This is a genomic window from Rhizobium leguminosarum, from assembly GCF_019798305.1.
Taxonomy (GTDB): Bacteria; Pseudomonadota; Alphaproteobacteria; order Rhizobiales; family Rhizobiaceae; genus Rhizobium; species Rhizobium leguminosarum_U.
Window position 1 is genome coordinate 141,121 of record NZ_JAAXDD010000015.1, and the last position, 17,442, is coordinate 158,562.

The 17,442-nt window shown below is 59.8% G+C and carries 20 protein-coding genes and 2 pseudogenes; 5 read left to right on the top strand and 17 right to left on the bottom strand.

Annotation, left to right across the window (positions count from 1 at the left end; all coding sequences use genetic code 11):
* Window positions 1–159 precede the first annotated feature (159 nt).
* The 6 genes from HFO99_RS25440 to HFO99_RS25465 form a co-directional block, all read right to left on the bottom strand.
* On the bottom strand, window positions 160–417 hold the full coding sequence (locus tag HFO99_RS25440; RefSeq protein ID WP_222022461.1) for a GlsB/YeaQ/YmgE family stress response membrane protein: 258 nt from the start codon (window positions 415–417) through the stop codon (window positions 160–162).
* Window positions 418–582: 165 nt separating this feature from the next.
* Window positions 583–801, bottom strand: a complete 219-nt coding sequence (locus HFO99_RS25445) for a hypothetical protein (RefSeq protein ID WP_222253254.1) — start codon at window positions 799–801, stop codon at window positions 583–585.
* A gap of 84 nt (window positions 802–885) precedes the next feature.
* Complete coding sequence (locus tag HFO99_RS25450) at window positions 886–1,056, bottom strand: hypothetical protein (RefSeq protein WP_222364323.1); 171 nt, start codon at window positions 1,054–1,056, stop codon at window positions 886–888.
* A gap of 78 nt (window positions 1,057–1,134) precedes the next feature.
* Entirely contained in the window at window positions 1,135–1,746 is a 612-nt protein-coding gene (locus tag HFO99_RS25455; RefSeq protein WP_222253252.1) for an ATP-dependent Clp protease proteolytic subunit, read from the bottom strand.
* A gap of 44 nt (window positions 1,747–1,790) precedes the next feature.
* The gene (locus HFO99_RS25460; protein ID WP_222336357.1) at window positions 1,791–2,150 is read right to left on the bottom strand and encodes an SRPBCC domain-containing protein; all 360 of its coding nucleotides are present in this window, start codon (window positions 2,148–2,150) and stop codon (window positions 1,791–1,793) included.
* Window positions 2,147–2,461 carry an ArsR/SmtB family transcription factor gene (locus HFO99_RS25465; RefSeq protein WP_222364331.1) on the bottom strand — a complete coding sequence of 105 codons (315 nt, stop codon included), beginning with the start codon at window positions 2,459–2,461 and terminating at the stop codon, window positions 2,147–2,149. Before HFO99_RS25465 ends, HFO99_RS25460 begins: the two co-directional genes overlap by 4 nt.
* Window positions 2,462–2,893: 432 nt before the next feature.
* Between HFO99_RS25465 and HFO99_RS25470 the strand changes: the two genes are divergently transcribed.
* Window positions 2,894–5,287: an arylsulfatase gene (locus HFO99_RS25470; protein WP_222364332.1), complete on the top strand. Its 2,394-nt coding sequence runs from the start codon at window positions 2,894–2,896 to the stop codon at window positions 5,285–5,287.
* A gap of 393 nt (window positions 5,288–5,680) precedes the next feature.
* Here HFO99_RS25470 and HFO99_RS25475 read toward each other — a convergent pair whose 3' ends face one another.
* Window positions 5,681–6,274, bottom strand: coding sequence for a TetR/AcrR family transcriptional regulator (locus tag HFO99_RS25475; protein ID WP_222364333.1), 594 nt, complete (start codon window positions 6,272–6,274; stop codon window positions 5,681–5,683).
* A gap of 153 nt (window positions 6,275–6,427) precedes the next feature.
* On the opposite strand from HFO99_RS25475, the gene HFO99_RS25480 reads away from it, so the two are divergent.
* The 3 genes and pseudogenes from HFO99_RS25480 to HFO99_RS25490 all read left to right on the top strand — a co-directional run bounded on the left by HFO99_RS25480 (window position 6,428) and on the right by HFO99_RS25490 (window position 8,093).
* Window positions 6,428–6,817, top strand: coding sequence for a RidA family protein (locus HFO99_RS25480; RefSeq protein ID WP_222364334.1), 390 nt, complete (start codon window positions 6,428–6,430; stop codon window positions 6,815–6,817).
* A gap of 343 nt (window positions 6,818–7,160) precedes the next feature.
* Window positions 7,161–7,478: a PepSY domain-containing protein gene (locus tag HFO99_RS25485; RefSeq protein ID WP_222364336.1), complete on the top strand. Its 318-nt coding sequence runs from the start codon at window positions 7,161–7,163 to the stop codon at window positions 7,476–7,478.
* A gap of 16 nt (window positions 7,479–7,494) precedes the next feature.
* Window positions 7,495–8,093 (top strand): annotated as a pseudogene (locus HFO99_RS25490) (general stress protein).
* A 122-nt stretch (window positions 8,094–8,215) separates the two neighbouring features.
* On the opposite strand, the gene HFO99_RS25495 reads toward HFO99_RS25490, so the two are convergent.
* The 3 genes from HFO99_RS25495 to HFO99_RS25505 form a co-directional block, all read right to left on the bottom strand.
* Window positions 8,216–8,977: a ferritin-like domain-containing protein gene (locus HFO99_RS25495; RefSeq protein WP_222364485.1), complete on the bottom strand. Its 762-nt coding sequence runs from the start codon at window positions 8,975–8,977 to the stop codon at window positions 8,216–8,218.
* A 260-nt stretch (window positions 8,978–9,237) separates the two neighbouring features.
* On the bottom strand, window positions 9,238–9,957 hold the full coding sequence (locus HFO99_RS25500) for an RNA polymerase sigma factor (protein WP_222364350.1): 720 nt from the start codon (window positions 9,955–9,957) through the stop codon (window positions 9,238–9,240).
* Between the two features lie 322 nt (window positions 9,958–10,279).
* Window positions 10,280–11,167, bottom strand: coding sequence for a LysR family transcriptional regulator (locus HFO99_RS25505; protein ID WP_222364352.1), 888 nt, complete (start codon window positions 11,165–11,167; stop codon window positions 10,280–10,282).
* 126 nt (window positions 11,168–11,293) lie between these two features.
* Between HFO99_RS25505 and HFO99_RS25510 the strand changes: the two genes are divergently transcribed.
* Window positions 11,294–11,650, top strand: coding sequence for an antibiotic biosynthesis monooxygenase (locus HFO99_RS25510; protein WP_222364354.1), 357 nt, complete (start codon window positions 11,294–11,296; stop codon window positions 11,648–11,650).
* 118 nt (window positions 11,651–11,768) lie between these two features.
* On the opposite strand, the gene HFO99_RS25515 is transcribed toward HFO99_RS25510, so the two are convergent.
* The 7 genes and pseudogenes from HFO99_RS25515 to HFO99_RS25540 form a co-directional block, all read right to left on the bottom strand.
* Entirely contained in the window at window positions 11,769–12,230 is a 462-nt protein-coding gene (locus HFO99_RS25515; RefSeq protein ID WP_222364357.1) for a DUF2231 domain-containing protein, read from the bottom strand.
* 230 nt (window positions 12,231–12,460) lie between these two features.
* A pseudogene (locus HFO99_RS33640) lies at window positions 12,461–12,652 on the bottom strand (hypothetical protein); the annotation flags it as partial.
* A gap of 52 nt (window positions 12,653–12,704) precedes the next feature.
* On the bottom strand, window positions 12,705–13,016 hold the full coding sequence (locus tag HFO99_RS25520) for a PRC-barrel domain containing protein (protein WP_222364361.1): 312 nt from the start codon (window positions 13,014–13,016) through the stop codon (window positions 12,705–12,707).
* Window positions 13,013–13,378 (bottom strand): hypothetical protein, encoded by a 366-nt coding sequence (locus tag HFO99_RS25525; protein ID WP_222298825.1) that lies wholly within the window; start codon window positions 13,376–13,378, stop codon window positions 13,013–13,015. The genes HFO99_RS25520 and HFO99_RS25525 overlap by 4 nt, the downstream gene beginning before the upstream one ends.
* A 1-nt stretch (window position 13,379) precedes the next feature.
* On the bottom strand, window positions 13,380–14,597 hold the full coding sequence (locus HFO99_RS25530; protein ID WP_222253241.1) for an Nramp family divalent metal transporter: 1,218 nt from the start codon (window positions 14,595–14,597) through the stop codon (window positions 13,380–13,382).
* Window positions 14,594–14,905, bottom strand: a complete 312-nt coding sequence (locus tag HFO99_RS25535; protein ID WP_222364364.1) for a hypothetical protein — start codon at window positions 14,903–14,905, stop codon at window positions 14,594–14,596. Before HFO99_RS25535 ends, HFO99_RS25530 begins: the two co-directional genes overlap by 4 nt.
* A gap of 326 nt (window positions 14,906–15,231) precedes the next feature.
* Window positions 15,232–17,436 carry an amylo-alpha-1,6-glucosidase gene (locus tag HFO99_RS25540; protein WP_222364367.1) on the bottom strand — a complete coding sequence of 735 codons (2,205 nt, stop codon included), beginning with the start codon at window positions 17,434–17,436 and terminating at the stop codon, window positions 15,232–15,234.
* Window positions 17,437–17,442: the final 6 nt, after the last annotated feature.

Consider the following 17,442-nt stretch of genomic DNA (forward strand, 5'->3'; position numbering starts at 1 on the left):
CGGCGGGCGCTGACATCGTCGCGCAGTCTTCGCCTACGACCATCTCGGCGCCCTCGCCTCCCCCGCGGGGTCAATCCCTGAACGCCGGACGACCACGCGTGAACGCTAATCCGAAAACGTGATGAAGGCGGCCGGTTTGCGCAGCCGCCTTCTGTTTTATCAGGCCGTCCGTCTGACCATTCTCGCAACAGCGATGAGGATGCAGGCTCCGATGAAGCCCGCGATCAGATAACCCAGCCATCCGCCAAGGACGACGCCGAAGAGCGACAGGATAAAGTTGGCGACAATGGCGCCGACGATACCGAGAATGATGTTCATCAGCACGCCCATGTTGCTCTTCATGAGCAATTCGGCGAGCCAGCCGGCAATGCCGCCGATGATGATGGCGGCGATCCAGCCGATACCTGCACTTTCCATAGCAATTCCCCCTTGTGAATGATGAGCGGCCGGCGCGTGCAATCACGTCTCGCTGATCCGAGCTAAACCGATTGGCAAGCGACAAGACTATAAATCTTCACCGCGACAGTTGGTTCCATACGCGCCTCCAAGAGAGTCGCGTGCTCCTCCCCGATCGGCTTCAGGTCACTTGTCGGCCGCGGGCCAATCGTTCGCAGGCTCCTCTATGACGGCGGCGTCGTCCTCCGCAGGGTCGGGATCGCGCTCAAGGGCTGCGCGCAGATTGCCGATCTGCTTGATGATCGTATCGAAAACGTCCTGCTGCCTGGCCCCGGCCACAACGCAATCGTCGACGAGATGCTCCAGCTTCGCGCGAAGCCCGGCCTTCCAATTATTTTTGCTCATGACCTTCTCCTCCTCTGATCGACCCACACTGAGCATGGTCGCTCGCGTGTTCCACCGCCTTTGGGCGGGCGGCGGCTTCCGCGCTCAGACAGTGATCGATGCGTGGCCCTGGTTGACGGTTCGATCCTCGCGAAGCCTGTTCTCCGGGATGAGATCGCGGCGAACGGGTAAGGTGCTCGCCTGGCAGTTCGTTGCCCGCACCGAGAAATCGGAAAAACCGGTGCGTTCACCATCTCCGTCACGTCCGATTGGCACGCCGCGACCTCGGCGGATTAACCGATAGCCGCAGCAACGGTTCCGCCAGGCCTGGACTCTTTGCGTCGGTGAAACTGGCTATAGGCTGGCCGTGTCTTCCCGAACCTTTAGAATACGGTCGATAAGACCCCATTCCAGTGCCTCTTCCGCCGTCATGAAGCGGTCGCGATCCATCCCGCGCTCAAAGTCTTCATAGGAGCGTCCGCAATGCTCCGCGTAGAGCCGCGTCATGCGCTGCTTGGTCTTCAGAATTTCTTCGGCATGTATCAGCATGTCGGAAGCCTGCCCCTGGAAGCCACCGGATGGCTGGTGAATGAGGATACTGGCATTGGGCAAAGCAGCTCTTCCGCCGGCCTCGCCTGCCATCAGCAGGAACGATCCCATGGAACGGGCTGTCCCCATGCAAAGCGTATGAACTGGCGCGCGGATGAAGCGCATGGTGTCGTACATGGCGAGGCCGCTGGTCACGGCGCCGCCCGGTGAATTGATGTAGAGATTGATCGGCTTGTTTGGATTCTCGGCCTCAAGGAACAGTAACTGCGCGCAGACCAGAGCGGAAACGGTATCGTTGACCTCGCCGTTGAGGAAGATGATGCGTTCGCGCAGAAGGCGGGAGTAAATGTCAAAAGACCGCTCCCCTCTGCTGGATTGTTCTACGACCATAGGGACGAGTTGCATCGCTTCGCGCATCGGCGAACTCCAATCTTCCAGAATTCAAAGGGGAGCTTGCCGCGTCAGGCGGCGAGCATGAGGGCCGGACTGTTGCTGTTCGCGGCCGTTTCCGCCATCCGCTCAAGTCTCGCGTCGGTGAGCTCGTGGATAATGCGCAGGCGGGTGCCGCCGGTCGCGTTCGGGACGATCGTGAACGTCACCGTGCTTTCAAGGAAAGGTGGGGCGTCGTCGCGCAGGCTATAGCGGACTTCCTCGCCAGGTGTGATCGTGGCCGGGGTGGGATCGGCCAGAGCGTCTTTCGGCAACCAGTTTTGCCGAAATTCCGGAATGCTGATTGCACGCCAGACCTTTTGCGGCGGTTCATCCAGATCGAATTCCAGTTCGATGCCGTCTTTCTGCTCCTTGGCCTTTTGATCGTTCATTGGTCCATATCCTTCAGCAAGACCTTGAGAGCTTCGATGCGGGCAGGCCAGTAGGCGCGATATTTCGCCAACCATTGTGCGATGAGAGCCAGCCCCTCCGGATCGACTTCGTAATTGACGAAACGCCCCTGCCGTTCTTCCCTCACGAGCTTTGCGCTCCGCAAAACCGAGAGGTGTTGCGACATTGCCGGCTGGCTGATCTCCATGCCCTTACGCAGGGCACTGGCGTTCATGCCGCCCGCCGCCAGCTTCTCGAAGATCGCGCGGCGGGTCGGGTCAGCCAAGGCTCGGAAAATGTCATTCTCGATCATGCCTACACATAAGCACACACTTATGCGATTCGCAAGTCCATTTCGCGATGGCTTTTCCGTTGTCGCGCCACTCCTGACTTTTGCGACACTCCAGTTTCTGCCCGTAGCATACGGTAAACTACCTTCCTTGCGAGAACGCGATGCCGTAGCGTTACCTTCGGGCAAGACCTTGGCCCTGGATTTTCAACAAGCAGCACCGCCCATGACTTCCAGGCGGAGACTTCTATTGGGTGCGTCGGTTCTCGCCGCGGTTTCCTATGCAGGCGTCGCCCGCCGCACCTATCGGCGAGCTGTCTGGTACTAAGGGACCAACCGTGCGGGGACGGAGCCGCCCGTTTTGTCACGGCGCAGCGCTGAAATAACCAAGACATCTGCAGGGGACAACACGCCTAAAGATCCAACCACATCAATGGGAAGCGCAGGAGGCTTGTGATGAAATCTCGCACGTTGTTGCTAACGTCATTTCTGATGTCAACCGGATTCTACATTGCGCCAATCCACGCGCAGACCATCACCGGCACCCCGGGCTCGCCCAGCGCCACGACGACCATCGACGGGAGGTACCTTCCCAATCCGCCGGAGACATTCGGCGGTGAGATCAATCTCAGCGCCAAGGACTCGAAGCCCTATTGGCCGCCGCAAATCGTGCCGCCCAAGGGCGCGCCGAACGTCCTCCTGATCATGACCGACGATGCCGGGTATGGAGTCTCAGGCACTTTCGGCGGCGTCATACCGACACCGGCGCTCGACCGGATCGCGCAGTCGGGACTGCGCTACACGCAGTTCAACTCCACGGCGCTCTGCTCGCCGACACGGGCAGCGCTGATTACCGGACGCAATCATCATTCGAGCGGCTTCGGTGTTATTTCCGAGCAAGCCACGGGCTATCCGGGCTACGATTCGGTCCTCGGCGTCGAGAACGCTACGATCGGCAACATTCTGAAGCAGAACGGCTACGCCACGTCATGGTTTGGCAAGAACCACAACACGCCGTCTTTCCAGTACAGCAGCTCCGGGCCTTTCGACCAATGGCCGTCCGGCATGGGTTTCGACTATTTTTATGGCTTCATGGGTGGCGACACCAACCAGTGGCAGCCCTATCTCTTCCAAGACCACACGCAGATTTTCCCCTGGGTTGACAAGCCCGGCTACAACCTGATCACCGACGAGGCCGACAACGCGATCAACCACATCAAGCAGTTGAACGCGTCAGCGCCCGACAAGCCGTTTTTTGTCTACTATGTTCCCGGCGCCACGCATGCACCGCATCATCCGACGCCCGAATGGATTGAGAAGTTCAAGGGCAAGTTTGACAACGGCTGGAACGCCATGCGTGACGAGATATTCGCCAACCAGAAGCGTCTCGGCGTCATCCCGCAGAATACACTGCTGACCGCCTGGCCGGACGACCTGCCGAAATGGGAAACGCTCGACCCCGAGAGCAAGAAGCTCTTCGCCCGGCAAGCCGAGGTATTCGCCGCCTACGTGGCCTACTCCGACAACGAGATCGGTCGGGTGATCCAGGCGGTGGAGGACGTCGGCAAACTCGACAACACCCTCATCATCTACATCGAGGGCGACAATGGCACGAGCGCGGAAGGAAGCACGCTCGGCACGCCGAGTGAACTGATCACCATCGAGGGCCTGACAATTCCGGTTGCCGAGCAGATGAAGTTCTATGATGCGTGGGGTTCCGACCAGACCTACCCGCATATGTCGGTGGCCTGGTCATGGGCTTTCGACACGCCGTTCAAATGGACCAAGCAGGTCGCCTCGCATTTCGGCGGCACGCGGCAGGGCATGGCGATGTCGTGGCCGGCCCGCATCAAGGATGCCGGCGGTGTCCGCAACCAGTTCCACCATGTCATCGACATCGTGCCGACGATCCTCGAAGCCACGGGCATTCCGGCGCCGATGATGTTCAATGGTGTTGCCCAGAAGCCGATCGAAGGGGTGAGCATGGCCTATACCTGGGACAAGGCTAGCGCCGAAGCTCCTTCCGCTCGACAGACGCAGTACTTCGAAATGTTCGGCAACCGAGGCATCTACCACGGGGGCTGGTATGCATGCACAACCCCACCAGCCGCGCCCTGGCTGATGGGGCAGTCCGCGATGCCGGAAGTCGTCAACGGCTATAAATGGGAACTCTATAATCTCGCCGAAGACTTCTCCCAGGCTAACGACCTCGCAGCGGTCAATCCCGACAAGCTGAACGAAATGCAGGAGCTATTCCTGCTGGAAGCCGCGAAGTACGGCGTGTTCCCGCTCGACAACTCTATCCTGGAGCGCCTCACGACACCCCGGCCAAGTGCGACCGCCGGACGGAACGTGTTCAGCTATTCGGGCGTCATCTCCGGTCTGCCTGGCAGTAACGCCCCGAACATCGTGAACAAGTCCTACACCATCACCGCGGAGATCGAAGTTCCGGCAGATGGCACCGAGGGCATGATCGTCACCACGGGTGGCAAATTTGCCGGCTACGGCCTCTATTTGCTCAAAGGCAAGCCGGTGTTTCTCTACAATTTCATGGATATGGAGCGGTTCCGGTGGGAGGGCTCCGACGTGCTGACGCCGGGCAAGCACACCATCGTGTTCGACTTTAAGTCGGACGGACCAGGCATGGCCAAGGGTGGAAGCGGCGTTCTGAAGGTGGACGGCGAGGAGGTTGCCAGCCAGAAAATCCCGCATACAGTCCCTGCCCTGATGCCGTGGGACGAGACATTCGATGTCGGCTTGGATACGCGCACCGGCGTCGAGGACAAGGACTATCGGGTTCCGTTCGAATTCACCGGAACCATCGACAAGCTGACCGTGCAGTTGAACTGAGTTGAGCTGTTGGCGGCTCTGACGCGAACCAGGGCCGCCAATGGCGAGACCGCTGAAAGAAGGAAACTGAGTGCAAGCGCAAAGCCAGTATTGTTATGCTCCACTCAGACTGCAACGAACGAGATCTTGACGGAGGCAAAGTTCTGCGGCTTGCCGGTCGTTGCAGTGGATTGGTCCGACCGACTGCTCTGGGTCGAAAGCAGATCCATCGCCCCATCATCATCCCCCCATCATCATTTCCCCATCATCATCCAATGGCGAAGGTAAACCGACGACCACCGATCGAGCCCTGCCGCTTCCCTTCTCTCGCTTCGAAGAGCGAGTAAGGAGAAGGACCCACTTTCGCCATTGCTGCGGTGAACGTCCCCTTCGCTCGACCTGGCCCTTGGTCGATCACAAAGGCTCCGCCAGCAGGCCTGCCGCCAAGGCATGGAAAGCCTCGACCGCCTTTGGCATCACGCTCTCTGGGTCTTCGCTGGCGGCGATCCAGAGGGCGGCATTGAGAGCCGCGCCGCTCAGCAACCGGGCCGCCGCCTCCGGGTCGAGCGGCTTGAGGATGCCTTGGGCGATCAGGCGCTCCACGGTGCTCCTGGTCACCTGCAGGCAATTGTTCTGGCTCGGCCACTGCGAGGGATCGCCCAGCACCGCAGGTCCGTCGAGCAGAACGATGCGCTGGACTTCCGGATTGAGCGCCATCTCGATATAGGCCGCACCCTCGGCGAGCAGGCCCTGCCAAGCATCCCCTGCGCGCGCGCCGATCTCTTGCGCGCGCACCGCCATCTCGGTGTCGATCTGGTCGACCACCGCCGCCAGCAGCCCGCGCTTCTCTCCAAAATTGTGGTAGAGCGCGCCGCGTGTCAGACCGGCGTCGGCCGTCAACTCGTCCATCGATGCTGCGGCGTAGCCCTTTTCCGCAAAGGTTTTGCGTGCCGCCGCAATCAGCTTGACGCGATTTTCCTGCATCGTTTCGCTGCGTTTCCTGGCCATGCGATCCCTCATTTCAGATACGGAGCGTATATGGACTTGACATACGATGCGTATCCCTTACATTTCACATACAAACCGTATATCAAATTGGGCGTGAGATGTGAAGCGATACCTCGCGCTCGACGGTCGTTGTCACAATGAAGAGAGATCAGAATGACCCAACGCGAAGCAATCTTTCCAGCCAACCGGCACGCTCTTTACGAGAAGCACGGCTATTCCGCCGCGATCCGATCCGGTGATCTGCTGTTTGTATCCGGACAGGTCGGCAGCCATTCGGACGGGACTCCCGAACCCGATTTCGAAAGCCAGGTGCGGCTTGCCTTTGAAAACCTGAAGGCGACGCTGAGCGCCGCCGGCGCAACGCTGGACGATATCGTCGACGTCACCAGCTTTCACACCGACCCCGAAAATCAGTTCAGAACGATCATGGCCGTCAAGCAGGAGATGTTCAGCAAGCCGCCCTACCCGAACTGGACTGCCATCGGCGTCAACTGGCTCGCCGGCTTCGACTTTGAGATCAAGGTCATCGCCCGTGTTCCGTGAAGTCACTGACATCGGCGGGGCCGCATCCGTCGCCGCACGAAGCGCCCGGCAGAAGAGCGGCCCCGCCCTGCCACCTCCTGACCATTTAACGGTATCACAACTTTAGATTTAAAGTTCCGATCTCACTCTCAGAAGCTTCCTGGAAGCGCGCCATGGATCGCCGGATATCCCTTCCATTGTTGTCTGCTTGCATTGGCCCGGGACGATAGAGAATAGTCCGCCAGGTCGTCTGCGTTGCCATATGTCTAGAAAAATCAAGTGGATATTCTCCGGGAACAAAGATCTCCTTTGCGTGTTTTTACCGCAAGGATCGTCATCTGATCCGCAAAGTGGAGGAACACGTATGAAGAAGATCGCCTTTGCGGCGACCATTCTCTGCGCGTCTACAGTTGCAGCCCTTGCCCAGACAACACCGGCTCCATCTGCGGATGGAAATATACCTGTGGTTGCAGCCCCAGACACCAATAATCCGACTGCGCCCGTTGAGGGCACCAACAGCCTTACCGAAGCTCAGGCGAAGGATCGTATTGCGGAAGCGGGTTACGCCGATGTCAAGAATCTCAAGCTCGACGACAAGGGGATCTGGATGGCCTCCGGCATGAAGGACGGGAAAGCCGTCTCCATTGCCCTCGATTATCAAGGCAACATCGTCGCCAGGTAGCCCAAGGAGAAGCATGATGAGAACTGTAACCGGAGTTTTCGACGACTATTCGGACGCTCGCTCCGCCGTCACCAAATTGGAAGCGGCAGGCATTCCCTCGAACGACATCAGTATCGTCTCCAACAAGGCTGGCCGCGTCCGTCGCTCCGACGTTGTCGAAGATGCCGCGATCGGCGCCGGCATCGGCGCTGCCGTCGGTGGCGCCGGCGGCCTGCTCACCGGACTGGCCCTGATGGCCATTCCTGGTGTCGGACCGGCGGTTGCCGCAGGCTGGCTGGCCGTGACTGCGGCCGGGGCTGTCGCCGGCGCCGTCACTGGCGGCGCGGTTGGTGGCCTGATCGGCGCCCTCACCGACTCGGGCGTTTCGGAAGACGATGCCCACCTTTATGCCGAAGGTATCCGCCGCGGCGGCAGCCTGGTCACGGCCAAGGTCGACGACGCCCGCGCCTCCGAGGCGCAGGCCATCCTCCAGGGGTCAAACTGGGTCGACCCGGTCGACGTCGGCGTGCCTATAACGAGCACGGATGGACCCTGTTCGACGACGCGCCCGATCGCTGCTCCCCCCAACAGCAGATCGCGCAAGAGCGCGACCGGTATCGGCGGACAGCCATTTAATCGGCCTTGAGCTCAACCCTCCTTGCACGTCGCAGGGAGGGTTGAAGCGTTGATCTCACGCAGAGCAGCGGATACCAATCCGCTCAGTTTCCGGTGGCCAATCGTCACTGGTCGTAACTGGCTCAGGTGGTCTTGAGCGTGCCGTTCATCCCTTCCGGATAGAAGCCGCCCTTGCTCACTCCGTCCTTGTCAGTGAGGTAGACGATCCGGAGCACCTCCTGCGGCGTTCTGGTGAACGCGATCGCATCGGGCGTCGAGGGAACGATGTTGGCTTTTCCGTCCCGCTGGATCCCCTGGTCCTTATCGTCTGATCCGTCGATTTTGTCTCGGGCATCGGAGACCGCGTTGGCGGCCTTCCAGGCTTTCTCTCCCTTTCGGTATAGCGTCGATCGCGCCATTCCCATGTGATAGGCCTCGACCGCCAGGATGCCTGCGGCTGCGGCGAGGAAGTCCTTGTTTTTCAGAACTGTCGCCGCACCGGCATAGGCAGTGACGCCGACATCCTCGAACACCATGCCCCCGAGAACGAAGTTCGTCTCGTTGCCGAAGGGGTCGAAGTCCGGCCCGAGGCCCGCCGCTTCCGCGACGGCTTTGAAGCCGGCATCGAAATCGATGGCCGGCCTGTCAACCGCGTTGGTTCCAAGCGTCTTGCGGTAGAAGCGGACGTGCGCGAGTTCGTTTTCCGCGACTTCCTGCATGAATTCGCCGATGGCCGGCGTATCGAACGAGACTTGCTTGCCACCAACGACGTCGCCGGGTTTCGAACCGGCGTCGGCTGCGTCGACGCCCATTCCGGTGGTGCCGCGGAGGTAGTATTCAGCCTCCATATATTCGAGGTTAAGCGCAAAGCGGAAAATGTCCTCGTCCGATATGTCCTGTGCCAAGACCGGCGAACGCCGCGTAATTCCGCTGAGTGCCGCTCCGGCACCGAGTACGATAAGTCCCTGAAGCGACTGACGCCGGGATAGGTGAAGTGCGCCCTGCATGGCGGTCTCCTATGTTTGTTGATTCAACACCGCTGTCAGCACCGCGGCGCCGAATGCATTTGCCTGACGATTAGATGGTCCGGGCCGGCAAAATATTCCCGTGTCCCGCTACAAAGGCCCTGCGAAAGGAGCCGGCGTAATCTCGGCGTGGACGACGTCTAGAGCTCAGTCGCCGCCTTCAACAGATGCGTAGCCTTTCGAACCAGGCGAATTGCCAGCCGATCGAGGACTGATTGCGCGAGGCGGTCACAACGAGCGCCAGCGAAGAGAAACGTATCCGTGAACACGGCGGCGAGCTTGTCCCGCAGCGCTTCGCGGAGCAGCCGGCGTGCGCGATAAAGGCGGGTGCTCACTGTCTGAGGTCGCAATGCCAAAAGAAAAGCCGTTTCCTCAATGCTCATTTCCTCGACGTCCCGCATGACAAAGACGATGCGAAAGGGCTCCGGCAAATCACCGACGGCTCGCTCCAGCAGGCCGCGGATTTCAGCGAGAGCGGCCGCCTCTTCGGGATCAGGCTTGTGTGCGCTGAACGGAGCGACCATGCCTTCGATGGCTTTCGCGTCTACGGTGGGCCGCCTTTTCCGGCGGCGTCCCAGCGCCTCGTTCAGCGCGATCCGGGTGAGCCAGGTCGACAGCCGCGCCTCCGCGCGGAATTCGGCCAGATGGGTGAAGGCGTGGATATAGGTCTCCTGAAGTACGTCTTCCGCCTCGATGTCGTCATTCAGGACGGCGCGGGCGACCCGGTGAAGCCGCAGATTGTGACGCTTGATGATTAGCCAGAATGCGGCAGGGTCAAGCTGTCGCGCGTGTTCAACCAGCCCCGCGTCGTCAAGGTCCTCGATCCTCACTGCCTCGGTGGATCCGCTCGGCTTCATCATAGGCGCTCCAGATGCATCAGCTTACTGTGAGATAAGCGTTTTCCGGCTTTTCGGTCTGCGGCCAGGTGGAGACTTGGGACTCTAGCGGACCGGAGGTCTGCTGACCAAGTAAATCGGACTTGTTGCGGAGCAGTTCTATCTTCCGGTTTGGCGCAACTGAAACTACCAGCGTGGTTGCCGGCGATGACTGCTTTCAGGAAACGGCAAAGATGATCTCTACGGCCGACATGAGGGCGCAAAGCAGCCTTATCCTTCGATAACCAAAAAGGTCCGCTCAGAAGCCGGAAATACGGGCAAACACTTCGCCCAGCGATCGGAGCCATCATCCGGCGAACAGATTGGTGGCCATATAGTCGACGAACACCCGAACCTTGGGGGAAAGATATCTGTTTGTCGGCCAGAGGACGCGAAACGTCCCGGTGTCGGCCAGATAATCATTCAGCAGCGAAACCAGTTTGCCCTCCGCGACCTCGGAGGCAACGGCAAATGCCGGAAGACAGGTGATCCCGTAGGATCGCTCCGCGAGATAGATGAGCGGCTCCAGGGTGCTCGCGACCGTCGTCACAGGCAGGTCGAGTTTGACCTCATCTCCATCGCGGGCCAGCGGCCAGGGCTCGAGCTTGCCGGAATTGGCGAAACGGTGGTGAAGGCAACGATGCTCCAGAAGGTCTTCCGGCACTTGCGGATTGCCATAGGCCATCAGGTATTCCGGTGCGGCAACGATCCTGTGCCTGAACGTTCCCAGCTTCCGGCTCATCAGCCGGGTGTCCCTCACCTCGCCGGTGCGGATGACGGCGTCAAAGCCTTCTTCGATAACGTCGACGAGACGATCGGAAAAGTCGAGGTCGAGGTTGATGTGCGGATAGGTTTGCATGAAAGCGGAGATGGTCGGCATCAGCAGCATGCCGGCCAGCGGAAGGCTCACACGCAGCTGCCCGCTGGGAATGAGCTGCGCATTCGACAGCCGCGACTGGGCGGACTCGTATTCCGATTGAATGCGCCAGCACGCCTCGAGAAAGAACCTGCCTTCCTCTGTCAGGGCCATGCTGCGGGTCGAGCGATTGAACAACCGGACGCGCAGCTCGTCTTCGAGCCGGGCAATCGCCTTGCCGACGGCCGAGCCGGAGAGGCCGAGGCGGTGGCCGGCTGCAACGAAGCTTCCAACTTCTGCCACCTGAATGAAGATGCCGAGCGTGCCGAGCTTGTCCAATGAACATCCTATTGCGGAATTTTCATCCGGTGTGTTGCGAATAGGCGCCCGTTTATCCGCTATCTCCATCCCAATATCCAGATGTCGCCGCGGCCGCAATGGCCCGAGCTTCAGATGGAGACACACATGGAAACGAACCGCATTGCCGCCTTTGCCGGCCCGCCCGTACCGACGACCTTCATCGTCAATGTCATCCACGTCCATCCGGGAAAGCAGCAGGAAGCCTTCGCCATCATCCAGGATGTCGTTCACTACGTCGCCGATCGGAAAGAAGGCTTTCTGTGGAGCAGCCTGGCAAAGAGCAGCGACGGCCAGACGGTGGTCAATGTCGAGGCGATTCAGGGCGCCGGCAACGTCGACGAATTCTTCTCCGATCCGGTCTTCGTCGAGAAGTTCCGGAGGCTCGATGCGGTCTCCAAAGGCGAATTCCACACCTACACGGTGGGCGATCTCGTGCTGCCGAGACGTGCAGCGGCGGTGTGACCGATTTCATCGGCGGCAAGTTAAAAACTCCGTCATGGGGATGCCGGCGCCGCTCCCCACCCTCCGTCATCCCAGGCCTCGAGGCTGGGATTCACTAGGCCAGCATTTGCCGCCGCCCTCACCGCGTCGAATTGCTCGTCTCTTCGCTGACGCCGACCCGGTGGCGATACACCATTTCCCAGCCTTTCCAGCCGTTGAACAACAGCAGGACAACGGCGATCAAAGACAGCGCCAGCCCGGTCGGCACGATGAAATCAGGGCCTTGTACGACCCGACGCCAAAGGCTGACGGCCTCGATCAGAACGAGGATGATGTTGCCGATCATGTGGAACCACGCAGCCCGCAAGCTGCGGATGCGGCTGTCGCCGAAGAAGTCGGTCAATCCGGCGAGTGCTGCCAGGGCTGCCATGACGAGGCCGGCCGCCAGCATCCAGTTCGACGCCGCCGGCCAGAACGGGTCGCCGGATTGGCTGTGGAGGATATCGGTGACAAGCGTTCCGACGAAGAAAGCGACCGGGAACGGGATCAACATGGGATGGATCGGATGGCCGGCAATGCTCAACGTGCTTTTCGGGTTCATGTGCTCGCTCCGACGTGCTCAGCTTATGTACTGTGAAAACAAGCGACTGCATGTTCGGTTCCCGGCACGTCGGAGGTGACGACAATTTCGAGCAGGTTTGCGAAGGCTTCAGGTTTTCCAGGGCTGATCGCTCATGACTACGACTTTGAGGTCACGGCTGGACCCCGATCGTGATCACGGCTGGCCGCGATCGTGATCACCGACCCCGGTCCTGACGTCCTTCTGTTCGATCATGTCAATGCCGGAGGCAGCTTCCGGGCTAGCGCGCGACGATGGCATGCTGTCTGCCTGGGCGCGCCCGACCGGACGAACCACCTCGGATTCGGCCCGTCGATCAGCCGCTGGTACGCCTGCTCGGGGACCCCATAGCAGCCGCCGGCGATCTCGATCGGCTTGTCGCGATCCAGGATGCGGACGTCGCCGCAGGGTCTTGGGACAGCTATCGCAATCTGCAATCGATAATTGCCGACCGATTCAACCAAGAGTATGTAGAGCGGCTTTGCGGCATGTCACCTGCAAATGCTCTGGATCATTTATGTCGAGCTGGTCCCATGGTACCAATATCTTGCTGCCAGGTCCTGCCGCCCCCAGGGCGGTCAGAACGGCGCGGCCAATGGCCAGGGCAGACAGCCGTTCAAAAAGGCCGTAAGCACCGAGGTGATACTCGAGCACGTAGAAATTTTCACCGCGTGCTTCGGCTCTGACCTCTTCCATACGCCCCACAGGCTTGCCGTCAAGGTCGTAGACCTGTTTGCCCAGAAGCAACTCGAGCTGGATCTCTTTCATGATTGTCCTCCCGGAATCCGGTTGATCACGTGCTGCACCAGCCATTCCTGGCATTGCCCCAACGGCGTCACGCGTCGATCCACGTCCACTTCGATGTCGACGCCCACGTCTCTCACTTTTGCCCATGGCACACGAAAAACCTCGGCCGTGCCCTCTGCACCTGCGGCCCTGCGAATCCAAAGCATCCAGCGATGGGGCCGGCGGCCCAGCCGCCGCGACAGCGTCAAACTGCCCATCTCAATGAACGCGACCTCGGGCGCGTTCCCGTCAGACAGGTACAGGACGATCCCGTCTGCCTTGCCGATACGATTTTGCTCTTCGTCGACCATCTGCTTGTCAAGAACGTCGCGGATCAGAAGCATATCATCCTCCGAATATTTGCAACGGAATGGTTATGAGAGCGACGATAAACGAGAGGCCGATGATGACCAGCACGGCGGTGTTACTGATCCATCCATTGCCATGATCGCCGACATAATTCCGATCGTTCATCAAAAACAAAAACGGAACCACGCCAAAGGGCAACGCCAAGGCCGTGATCGCCATCGAAAAAATAGTGAGTTGGAGAGGATCGACCCCAATGGCGATCGGCATGAAGGCAACTGCGATGAAACCGGTATAGACGAGCGAGAAGGCCGGGTCGGTCCTCGGCTTGGCATCTTCCGACCAGTTCCAGCCGAAACCCTGGGCAACCAGATAGGCCTGACCCAGGCTTGCTTCGAGCGCGGCGCCTAAGCAGGTGATGCCAAGGGAGGCGGCAAACAGGTAAAAGCCCCATTTGCCCAAAGCCGGTGTCAAGATCGGCGCAATTTGGTCATACCCTTCGATGTCGGTGATGCCGCGCGGCGGATAGGCGAGTGCCGCCACGATCAGGATTGCGGCTGCGATGACGGCGCCAAAGCTCATGCCGAGCGCCGAGATTACGCGATTGGCGCCAAAGAAGCTCTTGTCCCATTTTTCTTCGATTGCGCCCGACGAGTAGAACAGGAACAGGAACGGAGCGATGACGGCACCGAGAATGCTGACGGCAATGAATCCATAGTGCAGCGGCTGTTTGTCCGGCAGCGTCGGCACCAGACCTTTGGCCACCTCCAGCCAGGGCGGATCCATGACGAATACCCCCACCACGAAGCACAGCGCTACCAGGCCCAGCATAGCGACGCCGTCCTCGATCATGCCGAACGTGCCCTTCCAGAGCAGAAGCCACACGATGAAGGCTACAGGCAAGGCCCACCACTGATAGCCCACGCCAGTGACGAACTGCAATGCGAGGGTAACGCCGCCGATCTCCGACGCCAGGACGAGAAGATTGACGATCGAAACGATCAGCAGCGTGAGCAGAAAATAGTTCGATCCAAATCGTTCTCTCATTCCATCCGCAACGGTGTGGTGGCTGGCGATGGCAAATCGCCCGGCCATTTCGATCAGGAAAATGAGGCAGACTGTACCAATGGCAATGGCCCAAAGCAGGCTGAATCCATATGCTGCGCCGGCCTGGGCCGAGGTCGCAATCTGGCCGGTTTCGATAAACCCTCCGACGCTGGTTACGATTCCAAGTGATATCTGAAGCAGCTTTTTCATCCGCCCGCTCCAAGGGTCGAACGCTGTTCGTCCTCATAGCGGTGGAGCTCGGCGATGTGCTGGTGCCCCTGTTCAAGGCGGCCATGGCCAATCTCGTCATGCGCCGCAGAGATCAATCCATTCAGCATGAGGACGGACTCTCTGGCGTGGGCGGTTCGCGCCGTTTGCGGCAGCTGTGATGCGATATCGGAGATCTCTTTCTGGCATTTCTCGACTGCGTGATCGGTGAAACCTTCTGGAACATTCTTACCGATGCGGGCATCGAGGATCATTTCGGCGCTGGCACTCCAGGAGAGGATCTGCTGCATTTGCTTTTCGAAACGCTCATTCTCGTTCGTGCAGGAGACGACGGACATCGATAGAAACGCCGATAAAGCTGTTTTCCAAAATGGAGGAAACCTTCCTCGCCTCTTATGCCGCGAAAGTTGTGACATCGAAGCTTTTGCAACGTCCGTAGAGGTGCTCCGCAACAAACACTGGATCAAAATGCATCTCCTCACTGCAAAGAATGCAATGTCATAAAAATTCGGTCACCAACTAACCCGCTATCGATCGTCTAAGTTCCAAATTTGTACGCAAGCGCAGGGGGCACCTTTGGGTGGGCCGCCGAGCAGATGCTGCGGAGGTTGCCGAACTAAGCGGTCGTGAGAACGCGTACATCTCCCTTGCGACCCACGACGTCTACGACGACCTGTCGGCCGGACCGGCGAATAGTGACGTCAGCCGAACCGGATCCAACTATAAGATGCCGCAGGGTGATCTCATCCAGGAATGCCGGCAGGCGCGGCTGGTTGAAGCTGATCTGCGAGGCGTTCGGGTCGAAATCCAGACCGAGGCACGATTGCAGCAACGACAAAGGCGCTGACGCGGCCCAGGCCTGCGGGGAGCACGCCACGGGATAGAAGGTCGGTCCATGCGACCGCCGCTGGGCAAAACCGCAGAACAGCTCGGGAAGCCCGCGTAGATCGATATAGGTCGAGGCTGCGAACAGACCTTCAAAGATTTGCGCTGCCGCTGGCTTGAAGCCGTAGCGCGCAAGCCCCATGGCGATCAGACAATTGTCGTGCGGCCAGATCGAGCCGTTGTGGTAGCTCATCGGGTTGTAGCGCGCCTCGGTGGCGGGAATGGTGCGAATGCCCCAGCCGCAGAAGGACGAGGCGTTCATCAAGGTGCGCACTACCTGTTCAGCTCTTTCGGGGTAGGCAATGCCGGTCATGAGAGCATGGCCGGCATTCGAAGAGCGAACCCGACAGGCTCGCTTGTCTCCGTCCAGCGCCAGCACGAAGGTACCGAGTTCCTCGTCGAAGAAACGGAGGTCGAAAGCACGCCGGAGCGCTTCTGCCTTCGCCAGCAATTTCGCCGCGCGCTCGGGCCGGTGGAGCCGGCGGAATATCTCCGCGCCCGCTTGCCACGCGCCATAGACATAGGCCTGTACCTCGGCAATCGCGATCGGTCCCTTGGCGAGTGTCCCGTCCGCATGAAAGACAGAATCGTGGCTATCCTTCCAGGCCTGGTTGATCAGGCCCTCCAAGGTCTGGCGCCCGTATTCGACGAAGCCGTCATCGTCGCGGTCGCCATATTCGTCGATCCAGGTCAGCGCCGCCTCGATATGCGGCAGAAGCTGATGAAGGGTGGCCGTGTCACCGGTGCGGTCCAGGTAGCTCCCCGCCAGCATGACAAACAGCGGGGTCGAATCGACGCTGCCGTAGTAACGGCGGAACGGAACCTCCCCCAGCTCGGCCATTTCACCGAAGCGAACCTCATGGAGGATCTTGCCGGGTTCGGCATCCGAAGCGGGATTGATATCGGTCGCCTGGTTGGCTGCGAGATGACAAAGTACCCCCTTTGCGATGGCGGGATCCAGCCAGAGCGTCTGCAGCGCGGTGATGATCGCGTCGCGGCCGAACACCGTGCTGAACCACGGCGTCCCGGCATAAGGGTACGGCCCTTCAGGGGTGTCGGTGATCAGCATGTAAAGGTCGGACACGCTTCGCCGCGCAAGCTGGTTGAAGATCTGATTGGAGCTCGAGACCGATGCCGCCCTTGTCATCGACGATCGCAATGCCCGTCGAGCATCGCGCATGGCGAGGAAAAAGCCATTGACGCGGCGATCCTTGTCCGAACGGTCGCAGTCGATCTCGATGAAGATCGAGCGGCTGCCGCGCGCGCTCAAGTGGAGGTCGTACACGGCCAGATCCGGTGCGAGTTCATCGGGAGCCGGATCGAACGAGACGCGGGTTGTCCGTGTTTTTTCATCGAGCCCGATATAGGACAGAAGGACGCTTCCATCTTCGATGACGGCAGGCTGGCTACGGCCTCTTTTTGCCCGCACGGTGCCTCGCACCTCGAAGAGGTCGGCAAAGTCCGAAAAGAATTGCAGCTTCATCCGCAGATGATGATCGCTGTCGTCATAGTTCCTCACTGCCAGGCGCTCATAACAACGCCCCGCCCATAAAAAGCGTGTCCTTCGAATGTGGATGAGATCATGCTCGAGACGCAGCTTTCCATCTTTGCCGAGGAAGTCCGGGTTCGTCAGATCGCAGGTGAGCGTGGCGTTGTCGTCGCGCATTGTCGACGACAGCAGCATCGGACGCCGATCCTCGAGCGTCAGGTAGAGATGCGAAAGATATCGCGTGTCGCGGTGAAAGAGCCCATCGGGGCTTCCCGGTCCCGAAAGAGCATCGCCATTGTGATCGAAGACCGCGAATGTATCGCCGTGCTTTAATGTCCGTGGTTGCCGCTCCTGCAGCGACGCGGCAGCGGGAATAAAGAACTGCGCAATCGGCGCCACTTGCTTCGTTGCTGCGGGATTTGAATTGCCGCCTGCAGATGTCGTCACATGTCG

What these genes read in the sequence shown, in the direction of transcription:
- HFO99_RS25485 (WP_222364336.1), top strand. Translation starts at nt 7,161, where the DNA reads ATGAAGAAGATCGCCTTTGCGGCGACCATTCTCTGCGCGTCTACAGTT.
- HFO99_RS25470 (WP_222364332.1), top strand. Translation starts at nt 2,894, where the DNA reads ATGAAATCTCGCACGTTGTTGCTAACGTCATTTCTGATGTCAACCGGA.
- HFO99_RS25465 (WP_222364331.1), bottom strand. Translation starts at nt 2,461, where the DNA reads ATGATCGAGAATGACATTTTCCGAGCCTTGGCTGACCCGACCCGCCGC.
- HFO99_RS25445 (WP_222253254.1), bottom strand. Translation starts at nt 801, where the DNA reads ATGAGCAAAAATAATTGGAAGGCCGGGCTTCGCGCGAAGCTGGAGCAT.
- HFO99_RS25525 (WP_222298825.1), bottom strand. Translation starts at nt 13,378, where the DNA reads ATGCTTCTGATCCGCGACGTTCTTGACAAGCAGATGGTCGACGAAGAG.
- HFO99_RS25515 (WP_222364357.1), bottom strand. Translation starts at nt 12,230, where the DNA reads ATGAACCCGAAAAGCACGTTGAGCATTGCCGGCCATCCGATCCATCCC.
- HFO99_RS25480 (WP_222364334.1), top strand. Translation starts at nt 6,428, where the DNA reads ATGACCCAACGCGAAGCAATCTTTCCAGCCAACCGGCACGCTCTTTAC.
- HFO99_RS25520 (WP_222364361.1), bottom strand. Translation starts at nt 13,016, where the DNA reads ATGAAAGAGATCCAGCTCGAGTTGCTTCTGGGCAAACAGGTCTACGAC.
- HFO99_RS25510 (WP_222364354.1), top strand. Translation starts at nt 11,294, where the DNA reads ATGGAAACGAACCGCATTGCCGCCTTTGCCGGCCCGCCCGTACCGACG.
- HFO99_RS25530 (WP_222253241.1), bottom strand. Translation starts at nt 14,597, where the DNA reads ATGAAAAAGCTGCTTCAGATATCACTTGGAATCGTAACCAGCGTCGGA.
- HFO99_RS25455 (WP_222253252.1), bottom strand. Translation starts at nt 1,746, where the DNA reads ATGCGCGAAGCGATGCAACTCGTCCCTATGGTCGTAGAACAATCCAGC.
- HFO99_RS25460 (WP_222336357.1), bottom strand. Translation starts at nt 2,150, where the DNA reads ATGAACGATCAAAAGGCCAAGGAGCAGAAAGACGGCATCGAACTGGAA.
- HFO99_RS25440 (WP_222022461.1), bottom strand. Translation starts at nt 417, where the DNA reads ATGGAAAGTGCAGGTATCGGCTGGATCGCCGCCATCATCATCGGCGGC.
- HFO99_RS25535 (WP_222364364.1), bottom strand. Translation starts at nt 14,905, where the DNA reads ATGCAGCAGATCCTCTCCTGGAGTGCCAGCGCCGAAATGATCCTCGAT.
- HFO99_RS25500 (WP_222364350.1), bottom strand. Translation starts at nt 9,957, where the DNA reads ATGATGAAGCCGAGCGGATCCACCGAGGCAGTGAGGATCGAGGACCTT.
- HFO99_RS25475 (WP_222364333.1), bottom strand. Translation starts at nt 6,274, where the DNA reads ATGGCCAGGAAACGCAGCGAAACGATGCAGGAAAATCGCGTCAAGCTG.